Source organism: Microbacterium salsuginis, assembly GCF_012524205.1.
Classification (GTDB): Bacteria; Actinomycetota; Actinomycetes; order Actinomycetales; family Microbacteriaceae; genus Microbacterium; species Microbacterium salsuginis.
Genome location: NZ_JABACI010000001.1, coordinates 1,461,941 through 1,479,126 on the forward strand (window position 1 = coordinate 1,461,941; position 17,186 = coordinate 1,479,126).

15 protein-coding genes are annotated in these 17,186 nt (G+C 68.4%); 14 read left to right on the top strand and 1 reads right to left on the bottom strand.

Annotated elements, in window-relative coordinates; all coding sequences use genetic code 11:
• Positions 1-64: 64 nt before the first annotated feature.
• The 11 genes from ligM (at position 65) to HF576_RS06985 (ending at position 12,055) form a co-directional block, all read left to right on the top strand.
• Complete coding sequence (gene ligM, locus HF576_RS06935) at positions 65-1,477, top strand: vanillate/3-O-methylgallate O-demethylase (RefSeq protein WP_168911968.1); 1,413 nt, start codon at positions 65-67, stop codon at positions 1,475-1,477.
• A 118-nt stretch (positions 1,478-1,595) separates the two neighbouring features.
• Positions 1,596-2,177 (top strand): PadR family transcriptional regulator, encoded by a 582-nt coding sequence (locus HF576_RS06940; RefSeq protein ID WP_168911969.1) that lies wholly within the window; start codon positions 1,596-1,598, stop codon positions 2,175-2,177.
• Between the two features lie 61 nt (positions 2,178-2,238).
• Positions 2,239-3,012, top strand: coding sequence for an IclR family transcriptional regulator (locus HF576_RS06945; protein ID WP_168911970.1), 774 nt, complete (start codon positions 2,239-2,241; stop codon positions 3,010-3,012).
• A gap of 129 nt (positions 3,013-3,141) precedes the next feature.
• Positions 3,142-4,212, top strand: a complete 1,071-nt coding sequence (locus HF576_RS06950) for an amidohydrolase family protein (protein ID WP_168911971.1) — start codon at positions 3,142-3,144, stop codon at positions 4,210-4,212.
• Positions 4,209-5,231, top strand: a complete 1,023-nt coding sequence (locus HF576_RS06955) for an ABC transporter substrate-binding protein (RefSeq protein WP_168911972.1) — start codon at positions 4,209-4,211, stop codon at positions 5,229-5,231. The genes HF576_RS06950 and HF576_RS06955 overlap by 4 nt, the downstream gene beginning before the upstream one ends.
• Positions 5,232-5,276: 45 nt before the next feature.
• Positions 5,277-6,089 carry an ABC transporter permease gene (locus HF576_RS06960; RefSeq protein ID WP_168911973.1) on the top strand — a complete coding sequence of 271 codons (813 nt, stop codon included), beginning with the start codon at positions 5,277-5,279 and terminating at the stop codon, positions 6,087-6,089.
• Entirely contained in the window at positions 6,086-6,916 is an 831-nt protein-coding gene (locus HF576_RS06965) for an ABC transporter permease (protein WP_168911974.1), read from the top strand. Before HF576_RS06960 ends, HF576_RS06965 begins: the two co-directional genes overlap by 4 nt.
• 8 nt (positions 6,917-6,924) lie before the next feature.
• Positions 6,925-7,734, top strand: coding sequence for an ABC transporter ATP-binding protein (locus HF576_RS06970; RefSeq protein ID WP_168911975.1), 810 nt, complete (start codon positions 6,925-6,927; stop codon positions 7,732-7,734).
• A 33-nt stretch (positions 7,735-7,767) separates the two neighbouring features.
• Complete coding sequence (locus tag HF576_RS06975) at positions 7,768-9,258, top strand: aldehyde dehydrogenase family protein (protein ID WP_168911976.1); 1,491 nt, start codon at positions 7,768-7,770, stop codon at positions 9,256-9,258.
• Positions 9,255-10,988, top strand: a complete 1,734-nt coding sequence (locus tag HF576_RS06980; protein WP_205834768.1) for a thiamine pyrophosphate-requiring protein — start codon at positions 9,255-9,257, stop codon at positions 10,986-10,988. Before HF576_RS06975 ends, HF576_RS06980 begins: the two co-directional genes overlap by 4 nt.
• 149 nt (positions 10,989-11,137) lie before the next feature.
• On the top strand, positions 11,138-12,055 hold the full coding sequence (locus tag HF576_RS06985; protein WP_205834769.1) for an amidohydrolase family protein: 918 nt from the start codon (positions 11,138-11,140) through the stop codon (positions 12,053-12,055).
• A gap of 26 nt (positions 12,056-12,081) precedes the next feature.
• Here HF576_RS06985 and HF576_RS06990 read toward each other — a convergent pair whose 3' ends face one another.
• The gene (locus HF576_RS06990; protein WP_168911978.1) at positions 12,082-13,443 is read right to left on the bottom strand and encodes a hypothetical protein; all 1,362 of its coding nucleotides are present in this window, start codon (positions 13,441-13,443) and stop codon (positions 12,082-12,084) included.
• A gap of 306 nt (positions 13,444-13,749) precedes the next feature.
• On the opposite strand from HF576_RS06990, the gene HF576_RS06995 reads away from it, so the two are divergent.
• The 3 genes from HF576_RS06995 to phnE are packed head-to-tail and all read left to right on the top strand — an operon-like array spanning position 13,750 to position 17,185.
• A complete protein-coding gene (locus HF576_RS06995) occupies positions 13,750-14,742 on the top strand; it encodes a phosphate/phosphite/phosphonate ABC transporter substrate-binding protein (RefSeq protein WP_168911979.1) in 993 nt (330 codons plus the stop codon).
• A gap of 35 nt (positions 14,743-14,777) precedes the next feature.
• Positions 14,778-15,554, top strand: coding sequence for a phosphonate ABC transporter ATP-binding protein (gene phnC / locus HF576_RS07000; RefSeq protein ID WP_168911980.1), 777 nt, complete (start codon positions 14,778-14,780; stop codon positions 15,552-15,554).
• On the top strand, positions 15,551-17,185 hold the full coding sequence (gene phnE / locus HF576_RS07005; protein WP_168911981.1) for a phosphonate ABC transporter, permease protein PhnE: 1,635 nt from the start codon (positions 15,551-15,553) through the stop codon (positions 17,183-17,185). Before phnC ends, phnE begins: the two co-directional genes overlap by 4 nt.
• The last annotated feature ends 1 nt before the right edge of the window (position 17,186 follow it).

Genomic DNA, 17,186 nt, shown 5'->3' on the forward strand with positions numbered 1-17,186 from the left:
AGACCGACTGACCAGACCCAGGACGCCTCGCCGAGGCATCCGCTCACAGAACAGAGAGGTTCGCATGGCCGACAATCTCCAGCAGCTGCTCGACCAGATAAACCCGGTCGAGCTCCTGCGCAACTCGCAGATCGGCTCCTACATCTATCCGGTCGTCCCCGCGGACTTCCAGAACTGGATCAAGGAGCAGAAGGCGTGGCGTGACACGGCCGTGCTCTACGACCAGTCGCACCACATGGACAATGTGTTCCTCAAGGGCTCGGACGCCATCAAGCTGATCAGCGACACCGCGATCAACTCGGTCGCCAACTTCGCCGTGAACAAGGCCAAGCAGTATGTGCCGACGACCGCCGCCGGCCACGTCATCGGCGACGGCATCCTGTTCCGCGAGGCCGAGGACGAGTACACCTACGTCGGCCGCGCGCCCGCGTCGAACTGGCTGCTGTACCACGGCGAGACCGGCGGCTACTCGAACCTCGAGGTCACGGTCGACCGCCGTTCGCCCTCGCGGCCCTACGGTCACCCGGTGACGCGTCAGTACTACCGCTTCCAGATCCAGGGCCCGAAGGCGTGGGACGTCATCGAGAAGCTCAACGGCGGCCCGCTCGAGAAGATCGGCTTCTTCAACATGTCGACGATGAAGATCGCCGGCAAGGATGTGCGCACCCTCCGTCACGGCATGGCCGGAGCGCCGGGCCTGGAGATCTGGGGTCCGTACGCCGAGCACGACGAGATCCGAGACGCGATCGTCGAGGCGGGCGCCGAGTTCGGCCTCGTGCCGGTCGGGTCGCGCGCATACCCGTCCAACACGCTCGAGTCGGGCTGGATCCCCTCGCCGCTGCCCGCCATCTACACGGGCGAGGCTGAGCGCGGGTACCGCGAGTGGCTCGGCATCGACAGCTACGAGGCGACCGGGACGCTCGCCGGCTCGTTCGTGTCGGACAACATCGAGGACTACTACCTCACCCCGTGGGAGCTCGGCTACGGCAACTTCGTCAAGTTCGATCACGACTTCATCGGCCGCGACGCGCTCGAGAAGATCGACCCGGCGACGCAGCGCAAGAAGGTCACGCTCGCGTGGGACGCCGAAGACCTCGGAAAGGTGTGGACGTCGCTGCTGAACGTCGACGGCCCCAACTACAAGTTCTTCGACCTGCCGCTGGCGAACTACGGCTCGGCGAACTACGACTCGATCATCGACGCCGACGGCAACGTCGTGGGCTACTCGATGTTCACCGGCTACTCGGCCAACGAGCGCCGCGGCCTGTCGCTGGCGACGGTGAACCCCGACGTCCCCGAGGGCAGCGAGCTGCGCGTGGTGTGGGGCGAGCCCAACGGCGGCAGCAGCAAGGCATCCGTCGAGCCGCACGAGCAGACCGAGGTCCGCGTCGTCGTCAGCCCGGTTCCGTACTCGACGGTCGCCCGTCAGACCTATCACGGCGGCTGGCGCACGGGGTACCAGCAGGCCGCGTCCTGACCCACCTCACCGGCGAATGACCATCGGGGCGCCGAGGCAGCGACAACCCGCTGTCTCGGCGCCCCGTTGGCGTCTGACGAACGGGCGGGTCGGTACGCTCGGGAACGAAAGGAGTCGCATGAGTCTGCGCTACGCGCTGTTGGCGATCCTGCGGGTCGGACCGCTGTCGGGCTACGACCTGCAGAAGCAGTTCCACCAGTCCGTCGGGCACGTGTGGCACGCCCCCGACTCGCAGATCTATCCCGAACTGCGGAAGATGGAGCAGGCCGGCCTGATCGAGGGCGAGGAGCAGGCGCGCGGCGAGCGCGGGACGCGACGCATCTACCACGTGACGGATGCCGGAGAGCAGGCGTTCGCGGAGTGGATGGCCGCTCCCCTGGACTACCAGCGCGTGCGCGACCCCGCCCATCTGCGCGCCGCCTACCTGGAGGCGACGACGCCCGAGGCCGCGCGAGCCTTCCTCGAGCGCCACATCGAGGTGTGGCGCGGCGAGCTCGCGCAGTGGGAGGGCGAGCTCACGCACATCGAGCACTTGAGCAACCCGATGCTGGTACGCCGGCTCGAAGTCCTGCCCGACGACGACCGCGAGCGCACCATCGAGTTCAAGCGATTCGCCTACGAAGGCCTCGTCGAGCGCGCCCGCATCGAGATCGCCTGGGCCGAGCGCGGCCTCGCCCTCGTCGACCGGCTCGACGCGTAGCGGGCTGTCCCCGACGACGCAGCCTGGTCCGGAGTGATCGACCCGCCAGTAGCTTCAGCGTATGACCATCGAGGATGATGCGGCGGGCCCGCGCCACCCTGTGGGGGCTGTCGACCAGACACTGCGGCTGCTTCTTCTGCTGCGGTCCCAGCCCGAGTTGCGCGTCAGCGACGTCGCACATGCGCTCGGCGTCGCTCCGTCGACGGCGCACCGCCATCTGAGCACGCTGGAGCACAGAGGATTCGTCACGCAGGACCGGATCACACGCGCATATCGAGTGGGCCCAGCGCTGATCGAGCTCGGATTCTCCAGCACCCGCGCGATCGACCTGCGGAGTCTGAGTGAGCCTCACCTGCGCGAATTGAGCATCAGCCTCGGCGAGACCGTGAATCTCATGGTGCTGCAGGAGTCGTCGATCAGATTCGTCGCCGGCTTCGAGGCGGACCAGCGTGTCCGCACCCACGTGCTGACCGGCACCCTGCTCCCGGCCTACGCGACGTCGGGCGGGAAAGTGCTCCTCGCGGAACTGTCGCGCGAAGAGCTGCGCAGGCTCTACCCACGAGCACTGCATCGCCTGACTCCGCACACACGGACGTTCACGCAGCTCCTCGACGAGCTGTCACTCGTGTCGATGCAGGGGTACGCGATCAATCAGGACGAGAGCGTCGAAGGGCTCAGCGCGATCGCCGTGCCGCTTCGAGATCGCGGTGGGATCGCCATCGCCGCGGTGGCGATGTCGGCGCCCAGCTCGAGGCTGTCCTCGCATCGGGTGCGCGACATCGTCGTGCAGCTGCGCAGGTGCGCCGCGAGCATCAGATCGCACCTCGCACGGTGAGCGGCATCCCCTCCGATTCCGCGGTGCGGAATCACGCGTCGTCGAGTCTTTACCGGCGGGTGCCACGTTGATTGGCTCGGACCCACTCGCGCCGCGACGAAGCGCGCCGAGTCGAAGGGAACAGTCTCGATGAAGATCGATGCATTCTGCCATCTCCTGCCAGCGGCGTATGCCGAGCGTCTGTTCGCGATCACGGACAGTGCCGTCGCACGGAACATCCAGAAACGCGTGAGCGGCGTCCCCGCGCTCGTCGACCTCGACGAGCGATTCCGAGGGATGGACGAGTTCGGCTCGGACTATCGCCAGATCATCAACACAGCGGCACCGCCGCTCGACGATCTCGGGCCGCGCCGGCGGACGGCCGAACTGGCCCGTATCGCGAACGACGGGATGGCAGAGCTCGTGACCGACCATCCTGATCGTTTCGCGGGGTTCTGCGCCGCCGTCGCGCTGGATGACGTCGACGGCGCCATCGCCGAGGCGGATCGTGCCTTCGACGAGCTCGGCGCCGTCGGGGTGCAGATCTACACGCATGTCCACGGCGGACCGATGGACCAGGAGCGCTTCTTCCCGTTCTACGAGGCGGTGGCGCGCCGCGGCGACAAGATGATCCAGGTCCACCCCTGCCGCGACTCCAGCTGGTCGGACTACAAGACCGAGGAACGCTCGAAGTTCGAGATCTGGTGGACGCTGGGCTGGGAGTACGACCTCTCGGCGTTCATGTCCCGCCTCGTCTTCTCTGGCGTCTTCGAGCGACTGCCCGACATCAAGATCCTGATCCACCACGGCGGCGCGATGATCCCGCATTTCGCCGGACGCGTGGGGCAGGGATGGGACCAGCTGGGCACCCGGACGCCGGCGGATCAGGCGGAGGACATCGCGGGATACCCGCTGACCCTGCGTCCGATCGAGTACTTCAAGAAGTTCTATGTCGACACGGCGTACTTCGGTGCCGGCGACGCCATGCGGACCGCGATCAGGTTCTTCGGCGTGGACCACACGCTCTTCGCGTCCGATACCCCGTTCGATCCCGAAAAGGGACCGGGCTACATCCGCGACACGATCGCGAACCTGAACGACATGGACATCCTGACCGACGCCGACCGCGCGCGCATCTACCACGGCAACGTCACGGATCTGCTCGGCTTGGACAGCGCTGCCGCGCTGAACACGCTCGCTGAATCGGAGGTTTCATCATGAGGAAATCCATTGCACGCCGTCTGGGCGGCCTGGCCGCGGTGGGCACGGTGCTCGCTTCACTCGTCGCCTGCTCGGGCGGAGGAGCGCCCGCCGATGCGGGCGGCGAGGGCGACGGCGGCGCACCGGAGAAATCCACTCTCACGGTCGCGATCAACCCCTCCACGCAGTTCGCGCCGCTCTACTACGGCATCCAGGAGGGGATCTTCGAGGAGCACGGGCTCGAGCTGGAGATCACGCCGCAGACCGACATCGCCGCGATCGTGTCGGGCCTGGCCAGCGGCACCTACGACATCGGGTTCGCCACCGTGGTGCACGCGGTGACGGCGAACGCCAACGGCATCCCGATCCGCGCCATCACCACGATCGAGGGTCAGATCCAGGAGGACGACGAGGGCACCGTCACGATCGCGTCGGCCGAGTCGGGCATCACCGACTTCGCGGGGCTGGAAGGCAAACGCGTCGCCACGGTCGGGCTCTCGTCTCACAACACGATGACGATGTGGGAGCTCGCCGACCGCGCGGGTGCCGACACCGAGTCGATCGAGCTCGTGCAGCTGCCGTTCGGGCAGATGGCTGCTGCCCTCGCGAGCGGCGATGTCGACGCCGCGATCATGCAGTGGCCGTTCGCCGCCGATGCCCTCGCCGCCGGAGGCGTCGAGCTCGGGTACAACAACCGCGAGCTGTTCGTCGATACAGCCACGACGCTGTTCAACACCTCGCAGTCCTTCATCGATCAGAACCCCAATACGGTACGCGCCTTCGCCGACGCGATGGCCGAGTCGATCGTGGGTGCCACGGAGAACCCCGATGTGGCGAAGGAGTCGCTCATCGAGGGCCTCGGCATCACGGCCGAGCAGGCCGCCGGCGCGCGCTGGAACATCGGGGGCGACCCGGCTCTGAACCTCGACGCGTTCGAGGTGGCACGCGATCTCCTGGTCAAGTTCAGCACCGACGAATCGGCGAAGACGGCGCTCGAGAACCTCGACGTCTCCACCGTCGTGTGGCCGGGCGCGCTGTAACGGCCGGCTCATGCGTGCGACGCGACGACGAAGAGAGGAGAAGCGATGCTCGACCGTTCGCGATCGTGGCTGAACTGGGCGCTGCCGGTCGTCACCGTCGGTGTGGTTCTGCTCGCCTGGCAGTTCGTGACAGCGGGCGGCATGGTCAGCGCGACGCAGTTCCCCACGATGACCGACACGATGGCGGCCCTCGGCCGTGAGATCTCCACCGGCCGGGTCTGGCCGGCCATCGGAGCGACCCTCATCGGGTGGCTGATCGGCATGGTGATCACCATCGTGCTCGGCGTGATCATCGGCACGGCGCTCGCCTTCAACGACTTCGCGCAGCGAAGCGCCGCCCCGGTGATCGAGATCTTCAAGGCGATCCCGGCGATCGCCATCCTTCCATTGGTGATCCTCATCGCGGGATCGACCCTGCCGATGAAGGTCTTCCTGGTGTGCTTCGCGGCGTTCTGGCCGTTCCTGATTCAGGTGATCTACGGCGTGCGCTCGATGGATCCGATCGTCCTGGACACCGCCCGGGCGCTCGGGGTGCGGGGGGCACGCCGGTTCCTCCAGATCAGCGTTCCCAGCGCATCGCCGTATCTGGTGACGGGGATGCGCATCGCGTCTGCGCAAGCTCTGATCCTGTGCATCGTGGCCGAGATCGTAGGCGGCGCGGCGGGGATCGGCCGCAACATCCTCCTGGCCGAGAACACCGGGGTCGTCGCCTACCCGACCATGTACGCCTACATCATGGTGGCCGGCATCCTGGGCGTCGCACTGACGGGCGGATTCTTCCTTCTGGAGAAGAGGGTCATGCACTGGCACGAGTCGCAGCGGAACATCCGCGAGTCGAACAAGGTGGGCGCCGCATGACCCGGGTGACGACAAGCCTCGTGCCGACGGTGCGCGCTCGCGGCAGCAGCACCGGGATGCGGCGAGTGGGAGCCGTGCTCACCTCGCTGTGGCTGCCCGTGCTGCTCGTGGGGATCTGGTGGTTCGCCACCGCGAACTCCTCGTCGCCGTTCTTCCCGCCCCTCGGCGACATCCTGGTCGAGACGTGGAACCAGTGGGTCGTGCTCGGAGCGTGGACCAACGCGGTCGTGAGCCTCCGGAATCTGTTCATCGGCTACCTGTTCGGCGTCCTGATCGGCATCGTCGGCGGATCCCTCCTGTGGCGACTGCGCTATCTGCGGATCGCGGTGAATCCGATCATCTACTTCCTTTACGTGCTGCCCGCCCCGGCGCTGCTGCCGGCGATGATCGCGATCTTCGGAATCGGCGACATGCGCCAGATCGCACTGATCGCACTGGGGTCGATCTGGCCCACCCTGCTGAACACGCTGGACGGGATGCGCGGCATCGACACGGTGAAGTTCGACACGGCCCGCGGCCTGCGGTTGGGCGGTTGGCGCACGTACACGCGGCTCGTGCTTCCGGGGGCGTCGCCCCAGATCGCCGCCGGCATGCGTGCCAGCCTCACCGTCGGCATCGTGCTGATGGTCGTCAGCGAGATGGTCGCGGCGAACTCGGGAATCGGGTTCTTCATCCTTCAAGCGCAGGCGGAGTTCGCGATCAAGAAGATGTGGACCGGCATCCTGGTCCTCGCCCTGATCGGGACAGCGCTCAACTATCTGTTCGTGTTCGTCGAGCGTCGCGTGCTCCGCTGGTACTACCGCTCGCGCGCTCTCGGATCGTCCTAAGGAATCGCATGTCTTCTGCAGCCGTTTTCACTCCGACCGCGACCGAGACGGTTCTCACCGTCGACGGGCTCCGCAAGATCTACAACGAGGGGACCGATCAGGCCAACATGGCCATCGACGCGGTCTCCTTCCACGTCGACAAGGGCGAGTTCGTCTGCATCGTCGGGCCCAGCGGTGCCGGCAAGACCACGCTGCTGCGGTGCATCTCGGGCCTCGCCTCCCCCAGCGCCGGTGCAGTGACGTTCGAGGGACGACCGCTGACGAATGTGCCGGAGCAGCTGGGGTTGGTCTTCCAGGACTACGGCCGGTCGCTCTACCCGTGGCTCACGAACGGCGACAACGTGGCGCTGCCGCTCTCTGCTCGCCGGATGCCGCGGGCCGAGCGGGCGGCCCGGGTCGCCGAGTCTCTGCAGAGCGTGGGCCTCGGGCACGTCGAGCGGAAGTATCCGTGGGAGCTCTCGGGCGGCATGCAGCAACGGGTGGCCATCGCCCGGGCTCTGTCTTATCGGCCGGAACTGCTCCTGATGGACGAGCCGTTCGCCTCGGTGGATGCCCAGACGCGATTCGACCTCGAGGATCTGATCCTCGAGGTGCGCCGCGAGCTGGGGATCACGGTGGTGCTCGTCACTCATGACATCGATGAGGCCATCTATCTCAGCGACCGGATCGTGGTGCTCTCCAAGAACCCCAGCGTCGTGCGCGAAGTGGTCGACGTCGATCTCGGGGACGAGCGCACGCAGGTCGAGACGCGCGCGAGCGAGCAGTTCCTGTCGCTGCGTCGGCACCTGCTGTCGCTGGTGATGCCGAAGGATGCGTGAGCGACCGTGCACACCAGCAGTCCGGAGCAAGGGATGACGATGATCGACGACATGACAGACGGGGCCGTGGTCGGCCACCTCATCGCCGGCGTCCGGTCGGCCGGAGACCGCAGATTCGCGGTGCGCAACCCGAGCCGCGTCGAGGACGTGGTCGGCATGGTGGCAGAGGGGACGGCAGCGGATGCCGGGGCGGCCGTCGACGCGGCGGCCGAAGCCGCGGCATCCTGGGCGGCGGCATCGGTGCCCGAGCGCGTCGCGCGCCTGCGCAGGATCGCTGACGCGGTCGACGCCCACGCGGATCATCTCATCGATCTCGCCACGCGCGAGAACGGGAGCATCGTCTCGACGATCCGCCGAGAGGTCGCCGCCGCCGCCGAGTCCTTCCGCCTCGTTGCCGACTACCTGCCGGCATCCCTCCAGTCGCGCACCGTCGCGGGCGCGTCGGCGGGTGAGGAGGTGAGGATCGAGCGGCGCCCCTATGGCGTGGTCGCGTGCATCGTCCCCTGGAACGCCCCCGTCCTGCTGACGGCGAACAAGCTCGCTCCCGCGATCGCCGCCGGAAACGCGGTCGTCCTCAAGCCGTCGCCGTTCGCCCCGCTCGCGGTGACGCTTCTCGCGGCTCTGGCCGCCGCCGAGCTCCCCGCGGGTGTGGTGAACGTCGTCAACGGCGATGCGGAAATCGCGAGGGCGCTCGTGGACAGCCCCCGCGTGCGGAAGGTCTCCTTCACCGGCGGCGGCGCCACCGCGCGCCACATCATGCGGCAGGCGGCCGATTCGCTCCTGCCGGTGCATTTCGAGCTCGGCGGGAACGATCCCGCCGTCGTCCTGGAGGATGCCGACCTTCGCGAGACGGCCGATCGCATCGCCCTGTCCGCCTTCCGCCGTGCGGGTCAGGTCTGCTTCGCCACCAAGCGGGTGTACGTGCCCCGCGCCATCGCCGATGAGTTCCGGCGCCTGCTGGTGGAACGGGTCGATCGGATGGTCGTGGGGAACGCTGCCGACGAGCGTGCCTCGATGGGCCCGGTGAACAACGAGGGCCAGTTCGAACGTGTCCGAGGTCTGCTCGAGCGGACACGCGCCGCCGGGCGGGATGTCCGAGTGCTGGGGTCGAAGCTCGACGAGTCCACGTGGGCCGACGGCCACTTCCTCCTGCCCGCACTCGTTCTCGACGCGCAGCACGACGACGAGGTCGTTCGTGAAGAGCAGTTCGGCCCGATCCTCCCCGTCGTGGTCTGCGAAGACGAGGAGCAGGCGATCGCGTTCGCGAACGACACCGAGTACGGGCTCTGCTCATCGGTGTGGTCGAGCTCCCACGAGCGGGCACTCGCCGCCGCTGAGCGGATCGAAGCGGGCGTCACCTTCATCAACAGCGCGATGTTCTCCGAGGCCGGGACGCGCGAGATTCCGATGGGCGGATGGAAGCAGAGCGGGATCGGCTGGGAGGGCTCGCCGTACGGCATCGACGAGTATCTGCAGTTCCACAGCATCGACGTGCACGCCGTCACACCACGGAGCACGGTGTGACCGGCTCCCAACGTTCGGCAGGCCGGCTGATCGTCGATGCGCTGCGCAATGCGGGCGTCACCCACTTCTTCGTGAACTTCGGCAGTGACCACCCCGCGATCATCGAAGCCCTCGCGGCCGACCGCGCGCAAGGCATCGATACGCCTGCCGTCATCCTGTGCCCCCACGAGTACAGCGCGCTGAGCGCGGCGCACGGCTATGCCGCCGTGACAGGTAAGCCGCAAGCCGTCTTCGTTCACACCGATGTCGGCACCGCCAACCTCGGCGGCGCCGTCCACAACGCGGCGCGCTCGCGTGTGCCCGTCTTCGTCTTCGCGGGGCTGACGCCCTACACGCTGGAGGGTGAGCTGCCCGGGAGCCGCAACTCGTTCGTCAACCACCTCCAGGATGTTCCCGACCAGCACGGGATCGTGCGCCCGTACGTCAAATGGAGCTACGACATCCGCACCGCGGTCAACGCTCCGCAGATCGTCTACCGGGCATTGCAGCTCGCCCGCAGTGCGCCGGCCGGACCCGTGTACGTCACGGCCGCGCGCGAGGTGCTCGAAGAGCAGTCGACGGATCCAGGCCTCGCGCTGGATCAATGGCGGCCGATCGACGCCTCCCCTGCGCCGGAGGCTGCCGTCGACGAGCTCTTCACGGCGCTCTCCACCGCCGCTCATCCCGTGATCATCACCACCTACCTCGGCAGGTCGCGGGATTCCGTTCCCGACCTCGTCACGCTCGCGGAACGGCTCGGGGTCACCGTGGTCGAGCACAACGCCGAGGTGATGAACTTCCCCCGCGACCATCCGCTGCACGGCGGCGACGACCCTCATCGACTTCTCGCCGACGCGGATGTGATCGTGGCGATCGACACCGACGTCCCGTGGGTGGACTCGATCCGCCGCCCTCGGAACGACGCCGCCGTCTTCGTCGTGAACGAGGACCCTCTGCAGCAGACCCTTCCTCTCTGGTATGTGCCGGCCGATCGCTTCATCCGCGCAGACAGCGGCCTCGTCCTCCAGCAGCTCGGCGACAGGTGCCCTGCCGAGCCCGATGCCGCCGCCGCACAGCGCGCCGCGCGCGCTGCCGAAGACGGGGAGTCGCTGCAACGGACGTGGTCAGCCGAGTCCGACGCCGATGCACGCGGGCGGCGTCTCACTCCGGCGAGCGTGGCGACAGCCCTCCATCGACTCCTCGACGACGACGCCATCGTGATCAATGAGGCGATCTCGGAAGCGCCGACCGTGTGGAAGCACCTCCCGAGAAATCGGCCGGGCACGCTGTACGGCAATCGGGGAACATCGCTGGGCTGGTCCGGCGGCGGAGCCTTGGGCATCAAGCTCGCGACGCCCGATCGGACGGTGGTGAGCATCGTCGGCGACGGCACGTTCTTCTTCAGCGCGCCCTCGTCGACCTACTGGATCGCAGGTCGCTACGGGCTGCCTGTCCTCACCGTCGTGCTGGACAACGGCGGGTGGAACGCGACGAAGCGCAATGTGGAGCGGCTCCACCCCGAGGGCGCCGCGGTGCGCGCCGATCGCTATTGGGTCAACCTCGAGCAGAGCGCGGATTTCGGTGGGATCGCATCCGCCGCCGGCCAGGCGTGGAGCGCGACCGTCACCCGCTTCGAGGAGCTGGACGGTGCGCTCCGAGAGGGGCTCGCACAGGTCACCGCAGGCACTCCTGCAGTGGTCACCGTGCGGGTAGCTGCCATCACTGCTCAGAACAACGCTGCAGCGCTCTAGAAAGGACGACCATCATCGACGTCACCGACGCCTCCCGCCCGTATCTCCGAATCGCCACCGAAGAAGCGTGGGCGCCGCCGGAGCTGATCGACCTCTATCGCCGGCACCTGTCCGAGCGGACCATCGACGATGTCGGGTTCGAAAGCCTGATGGGGTACTTCCTCGGTTCGTCCCACCCTCAGCCCCGGTCCGTCGTGGAGCGGCTGCAGGATGCGGCCGCCCGCCGCCTCGCCGATATGGATGCGACGGGTATCGACCACCAGGTCCTGGCCATGACGGCGCCCGGAACCCAGGTGCTGGACGCCGACGAGGGATCCCGCGTGGCGCGTCTGGCCAACGACCGGCTTGCCGCGATCTGCCAGGCCAACCCGACGCGGTTCTCCGCTCTGGCCGCGGTGTCGTACGAGGACGTCGGCGCGGCGGTGGCGGAGCTGCGACGCGCGGTCACCGACCTGGGGCTGAAGGGCTTGATCCTGAACGACCACATCAGGGGCTCGTACATCGACGACCCCCGGTTCGCGCCGATCCTCGCCGAACTCGAGGCCCTGGACGTGCCGCTCTATCTTCATCCCCACAGCCCGCCGAACAGCATGATCGCCCCGTATCGCGAGGCGGGGCTGGATGGGGCGATCCACGGGTTCGGCGCGAGCGCAGGCTTGCACCTCCTGCGCATCATCACGTCCGGCGTCTTCGATCGTCACCCTCGGCTGCGCGTGGTCGTGGGGCACCTGGGCGAAGGTCTGCCCTTCTGGCTCTTCCGCATCGACCACATGCACGCCAAGCAGGTCGCATCGGGAAGGTATGAGCAGATCCAACCCCTGCGACAGCGGCCATCGGAGTATTTCTCCACGAACATCTGGCTGACGACGTCGGGCATGCCGTGGGAGCCGGCGATCATGTTCACCCGTGACGTGGTCGGCGCCGATCGCGTCATGTACGCGATGGACTACCCGTATCAGTTCGAGGAATCCGAGGTCGCGGCGCAGGACGCGCTCCCCATCAGCGACGCCGAGAAGTCCGCGTTCTTCGAGCTCACGGCGAGGCGCGTGTTCGGCCTCGACTTCTGAACGCGGCACGGCGCGTCACGGATGAATCACGGCGCGGGCTCTCGCTCGGGGCGGAGCATCACGCCGGGCTTGAGCTGGGCGAAGGATCCGCCCCGCTCGAGGCCGCTCGCTGCGGAGATCTCGTCCGCACGGACGTTCAGCGCACGCGGCTGCGCGACGTTCGCCCATCGGCCGGTGTCGAGGCGCTCCTGCAGAGCCGTCACCATTGCGGCCACTTCGGCATCGGCGTAGGCGCAGTGCCCGGGCCTGTCGACGAACGCCTGACGGACGAGGTCCTGGCCGCCGTGCGCACGCACCCGGTCGGCGTAGGTTCCCGCCTGCCCGATCGTCGGCGCGGCGTCACCCGTCTCGTGCAGCGACAGCACGGGGTCTGAGATGTCGCCGGTCGGCGTGGCGTTCCGCTGCATGTAGGCGACGGCGTCCTGGTCGGCGGCGATCCGCTCCCCCGCGTTCAGCGCGGCGAGGTCCGCCTCGAGCGAGAGGCCGGCGTCGCGGTAGAGGTCGCGCACGAGCGCGTGCTGGCCCGAATCACGCAGGGCGCGTACGTAGTCCACGCCGGTGTTCCAAGAGAAGTTGCCGCCCGCGCGCTGCTCCAGCGGCTGGCGCGGGGACACTGCACCCCACAGGAAGATGCGCGCCAGCTGCTCCTGCTGCGCATGGATGTCGTGCTTCGCGGGGCGCTCGGTACCCGCCTGCGACCACGTGGGCATCTGCGCGAGCGTCGCGGCCAGCGCGATGCGCGCCCTTCCCTCGGGAGTCTGCTGCGCGGTCTCGACGACGGCGCGGAACGCCGCCTGGCGTGCCGGCTCGTCGGTGACGTCGACCAGCTCGAGTGCGGTGTCGCCCGGCGCGAGCAGCGTCTTGAGCGCATACGTCCCGTCGAGCGACGCGTTGAGCATCGGGATCGCGCCGGCGATCGACCCGCACAGCGGCAGCGCGCCGTCGAAGACGTCGGGGTTCTGCTCCAGCAGCGCGACGGAGATCTGGCCGCCCATCGACGAGCCCCACGCGATCACGTGCTCGGGCTCGCCGAGCAGACCCGATGCCTGCGCCACGACGTCGGGCTGTGCGTCGAGGAGCTCCTCGACGGCCCAGCCCGAGCCGGCGGCGGCCCCGGCGACGGCGTATCCCTGATCGGTGAGCCACTCGACCACCTCGGCGGACGGGCCGGCTGTGGCGACCCCGCCCCCTCCGCCGTACCCGGGACTCCACGTCAGCAGCGTGCCGTTCCAGTCGGCGGGCTCGTACAGCACGTACGACCCGCCTCCGGGCAGGGTGCCGCGGTGCTCGGTCTCGGCCTGGACGGCGGTCGCCGCGGGCGCGGCCGAGACCGCGAGCGCGACGGATGCTGCGACCGCGATCGTTGCGCGGGTGAATCGTGATGACATGACGTCCTCCCTGGTGGCGCGCTCACGTTCCGAGCATCAGCGCTCGGGGCGTGCCGCCGACTCCGGCTATCGAGGAACGAGCGACACTTCTCAGTGCGTTCGACCTGACATCTGTTGCGCATGACCTTGGCATCGATCCGGCGCGCCTGTCAACGGTTAATCGAGAGAAGATCAATGGTTGACTTTCTCAACGGTTCATGGTGTCCTCGATACACGACACTTCCAACGACGGACGTAATGAAAACTGCGACAAGCCAAAGACGGCACTCGCTACACGGACGTCGAGGTCTAGCGAAAGGTGCAGTGATGAAGCAGGCGCTCCGTGCGGCGGCGGCGATCGTGGCCGCCGGCATACTCCTCACCGGCTGCGGTGCGAGCCCGAACGCCCGACCGGATGACGGCGACTCGACGCAGGCGCCGTCCGAGCTGGTGTTCGCGGTCGTTCCCACCGACGACAGCGAAGAGCTCGAGAACTCCTTCCGCCCGGTCGTCGCGGCCATCGAGGAGGTCACCGGCATCCCCACTCGTATCGAGGCGGTGACGAACAACGCCGGCGTCATCGAGGCGCAGGTCGCCGAGCGAGTCGACATCGCGACGTATGGCGCGTTCTCGTACTACCTCGCATCCGACGTGGCCGAGGTCACGCCGGTCGCCAAGGACCAGCGCACACCCGAGCCGGGCTCGGGTGCCGTTCGCTCGGTGGGGGTCGTGGTGCCGGGCTCCGACATCACGTCGATCGAGGATGTCGCGGGCAAGAACGTGTGCTTCACCGACCCGGCCTCCACGACGGGGTACCTCACCGCCGCGGCCGATCTCACCGACGCGGGCATCGACCCCGAGGACGACATCAACCCGGTCTTCGTCGGCTCGCACGATGTCGCCGTCACGCAGATGATCGCCGGCGACTGCGACATCGCCTTCGTCGCCGAGACCTTCGTCACCACGATCCTCCCCGAGCGCGGCCTCATCGCCGAGGGCGACACCGAGACCGTGTGGACGTCCGACCCGATTCCCGGCACCCCGATCGTCGTCGGAGACTGGCTCGGCGAAGAGCTTCGCGACCAGATCGTCGAGGCCGTCACCGGGTACAACGCCGTCACCGCCTACGAGGCCGGGCTGTGCGACGACTTCACCCGGGAAGCGCCCCCGGAGTGGGGCTCGGAGTACGCCGGCGAGACCGCATGCCTGTGGGGCGGCACCGGAGCGTTCGCCTTCGAACCCGCCGACAGCTCGGACTACGACGTCATCGGCGCGATCTGCGAGGCCCTGAACACCGACGTGTGCCGCAGCGAGGGCTGACGCGCACGATGACCGCCGTCCAGGGAGCACCCGTGATGCCCGACACCGTCGCTGTTCCGCCGCAGCCCAGCATCGTCCTGCGCGACGTGAGCATGCATTTCGGCGAGAAGGTCGTGCTCGACGCAGTGAATCTGACGGTCTCCCCCGGCCAGTTCGTGGCGCTCGTCGGTCCGTCCGGCGCAGGCAAGTCGACTCTGCTCCGGCTGATCAACGGCAGCCATCGGCCGACCGGCGGCGCACTGACGGTGCTGGGCGTGAACCCCGCCACGTGCGGGCGTGGCGAACTGCGTCGACTGCGCACGCGCACCGGCTTCGTCTTCCAGCAGTTCGGTCTGGTGGGCCGGCTGAGCGCGATGGAGAACGTGCTCATGGGCGCGCTGGGATCGCTCCGGATGCCGCGCTACGGCGTCTCGACGTATCCCCGGGCGCTTCGCGAGCGGGCCGCGGCCAACCTCGAGCGCGTCGGACTGCTCGAGCAGCGCTACCAGCGATGCGACACGCTCTCGGGCGGTCAGCAGCAGCGCGTCGCCATCGCGCGCACGCTGATGCAGGAGGCGGAGCTCGTGCTCGCCGACGAGCCGGTGGCCTCGCTGGACCCGAATGCGAGCCTGTCGGTCCTGCACACGCTCCGCAAGCTCGCGGCGGAGGACGGGTTCACGGTGATCTGCTCGCTTCACCAGGTGGAGCTGGCACTCGAGGTCTCGGACCGCGTCGTCGCGGTGCGCGACGGATCGTTCATCCTCGACACGCCGACGGCGCAGACCAGCCAGGAGGACATCCGGGCTGTGTACGCCCAGGCGAAGCGGGCATGATGTCGCAGACGCTCGAGCGGCCCCCGAGCCGGCGTCGGCCCGCGACCCGGCCGCCGCGGCCCGCGGCAGCGACGATCGGCATCCCGCTCGCGTATCTCGCCGTCACCCTCTTCGCGCTGTGGTGGCTCGACATCCGCCCGGGCGCCCTGATCGCGGGGCTCGAAGACATCGCGCGGCTGCTGCAGAGGATGGTGCCGCCCACGATCGGCGAGCCCGCGTCGCTGGCCGCCCTGGCCATCGAGACCCTGTGGATCGCGATCGCGGGCACGGGCGTCGCGACGATCGCGTCGGTGTTCCTCGGCGCCGCGGCATCCCGCCACTTCACCGGACCGCGGTTCATCGGCTGGCTCGCGCGCGGCATCATCGTGGTCACCCGAGCGATCCCGTCCCTGGTCTTCGCGCTGATCCTGGTGCGCATCGTCGGGCTCGGGCCCCTCGCCGGCGCCATGGCGATCGGGCTGCACTCGATCGGGATGATCGGCAAGATGTTCGCGGACGTCTTCGAGGAGCTGGATCCGGCACCCGGCGAGGCCGTCCGCGCGGTGGGGTCCGGCCGCGTGCAGAACTTCGTCGCGACGACGCTGAGCCGTGCCCTGCCGAGCATGATCTCGATCGTGCTGTACCGCCTCGACATCAACATCCGCTCGTCCGCCGTCCTGGGACTCGTAGGTGCCGGCGGCATCGGCCTCGCGCTGCAGACGGCGATCGGCTCGCTGGACTACCAGCGGGCGCTGGGCATCATCCTCGTCATCGTCGGCATGCTGCTCATCCTCGAGCTCGTCTCCTACCTCGCGCAGCGGGCCCTCGCCGAGCACGCCGAGGAGAACACCACGGCGCAGCTGTACGGCGCCGGCCGAGCTGTGTCGTCCCCGGGCTGGAACCGCTCGCGCGCCCTGCGCGTGGAGTCGGGCATCGTCGCCGGCGCCGTGTTCGTGTGGTCGGTGGGCCAGGTGCTCGCCGATCCTCCCCGCATCGCCACGGTGTGGGAGAACGCGGTCCGCGTGCTTGCCGGCTTCTTCCCTCCGGTGTTCTCGCTCGAGATGGCGTACGGCATCTTCGAGAGCGTCATCATGGCGCTCTCGGCCACGACCTTCGGCGTGCTGTTCGGCGTCGTCATCGCCGTGCTCTCGACCCGTCACCTCGTCCGCTTCGAGCCGCTCGCACTCGCTCTGCGCGGCCTCATGGTCCTGGTTCGCGGCGTGCCCGACATCATCTTCGCGCTGCTGTTCGTCGCCGCCCTCGGGCTGGGCCCGTTCGCGGGCTTCCTCGCTCTCACGATCTCGTGCACGGCGCTCGCGGCGAAGTTCTTCACGGATGCCCTGGTGCGAGTGGATCCCTCCCCGCTCCGTGCGCTCGAGGCCACCGGCGCCGGCCGCCTGCAGGTCTTTGTCAGCGGGGTGTGGCCGCAGTTCGTGCCGAGCTTCATCGGCAACAGCCTCTTCACCTCCGACCTGGCGCTGCGGGAGTCGGCGGTGCTGGGCATCGTGGGTGCCGGCGGCATCGGATTCCTCCTGGACGAATCCGTCGCGACCCTGCAGTACGACGTGACGGCCGGCATCCTCATCTCGCTCATCATCGTCGTGGTCGGCCTGGAGGCCGTCGCGCGGTGGGCGAGGAGAAAGGTGATCTGAC

Bases quoted from the DNA above. Each gene is read 5' to 3' on its own strand.
- ligM (WP_168911968.1), top strand. From the start codon at position 65: ATGGCCGACAATCTCCAGCAGCTGCTCGACCAGATAAACCCGGTCGAG.
- HF576_RS06940 (WP_168911969.1), top strand. From the start codon at position 1,596: ATGAGTCTGCGCTACGCGCTGTTGGCGATCCTGCGGGTCGGACCGCTG.
- HF576_RS06945 (WP_168911970.1), top strand. From the start codon at position 2,239: ATGACCATCGAGGATGATGCGGCGGGCCCGCGCCACCCTGTGGGGGCT.
- HF576_RS06950 (WP_168911971.1), top strand. From the start codon at position 3,142: ATGAAGATCGATGCATTCTGCCATCTCCTGCCAGCGGCGTATGCCGAG.
- HF576_RS06955 (WP_168911972.1), top strand. From the start codon at position 4,209: ATGAGGAAATCCATTGCACGCCGTCTGGGCGGCCTGGCCGCGGTGGGC.
- HF576_RS06960 (WP_168911973.1), top strand. From the start codon at position 5,277: ATGCTCGACCGTTCGCGATCGTGGCTGAACTGGGCGCTGCCGGTCGTC.
- HF576_RS06965 (WP_168911974.1), top strand. From the start codon at position 6,086: ATGACCCGGGTGACGACAAGCCTCGTGCCGACGGTGCGCGCTCGCGGC.
- HF576_RS06970 (WP_168911975.1), top strand. From the start codon at position 6,925: ATGTCTTCTGCAGCCGTTTTCACTCCGACCGCGACCGAGACGGTTCTC.
- HF576_RS06975 (WP_168911976.1), top strand. From the start codon at position 7,768: ATGACGATGATCGACGACATGACAGACGGGGCCGTGGTCGGCCACCTC.
- HF576_RS06985 (WP_205834769.1), top strand. From the start codon at position 11,138: ATGGGGTACTTCCTCGGTTCGTCCCACCCTCAGCCCCGGTCCGTCGTG.
- HF576_RS06990 (WP_168911978.1), bottom strand. From the start codon at position 13,443: ATGTCATCACGATTCACCCGCGCAACGATCGCGGTCGCAGCATCCGTC.
- HF576_RS06995 (WP_168911979.1), top strand. From the start codon at position 13,750: ATGAAGCAGGCGCTCCGTGCGGCGGCGGCGATCGTGGCCGCCGGCATA.
- phnC (WP_168911980.1), top strand. From the start codon at position 14,778: ATGCCCGACACCGTCGCTGTTCCGCCGCAGCCCAGCATCGTCCTGCGC.
- phnE (WP_168911981.1), top strand. From the start codon at position 15,551: ATGATGTCGCAGACGCTCGAGCGGCCCCCGAGCCGGCGTCGGCCCGCG.